1 protein-coding gene is annotated in these 462 nt (G+C 74.2%); it reads right to left on the bottom strand.

Annotated elements, in window-relative coordinates; translation table 11 throughout:
* Positions 1-180: 180 nt before the first annotated feature.
* Positions 181-462: hypothetical protein (locus FV228_RS33895; protein WP_210247843.1), on the bottom strand; the 282-nt coding region annotated here is incomplete at its 5' end.

Here is a 462-nt window from a genome sequence, read left to right as displayed (position 1 = left end):
CGCCAGGTCCGCCGCGCCGACCGCGACGCCCGCCGCACCCAGGAGATCCGCGAGACCCGGAGCGTCGGACCCCGCGGCGGCGCGGATCTCCAACCCGTAGCGATTGCCCAACCCACGCTCCCGTACCGTGTTGCCGGGCGGTCAACGCGAGCCTTCGCGATCGGTCGCATCCGGTGCGTTTCAGATCCGGCCGCGATCCGCCCCGCCTGCGACGCGGCCCTCCATAACGGGCATGCGCGTCGCGGGGTCGAAAAACGGTCGGCCGCCGCGCCGGCCCGCACCGGACAGGATCACGCGGAGCCGGTCCGGCACCGGACGCGCGGTATCGGCTGCGGAACGGGCGTGCCGTTGGCGGCTTTGCACCGCAGCCGAAAGAGTCATGGGAGTGCGCAGCATGTCGAGCCGGGTGCCGGACCGAACCGAAGACGGGCAGGGCGGCGATGCGCCGGACGCGGGCGGGCG

This window comes from Methylobacterium sp. WL18 (assembly GCF_008040015.1).
In the GTDB taxonomy this organism is placed as follows: Bacteria; Pseudomonadota; Alphaproteobacteria; order Rhizobiales; family Beijerinckiaceae; genus Methylobacterium; species Methylobacterium mesophilicum.
Note: the sequence above shows the minus strand (reverse complement) of the source record. Positions and strands in the feature narration are given on the sequence as shown.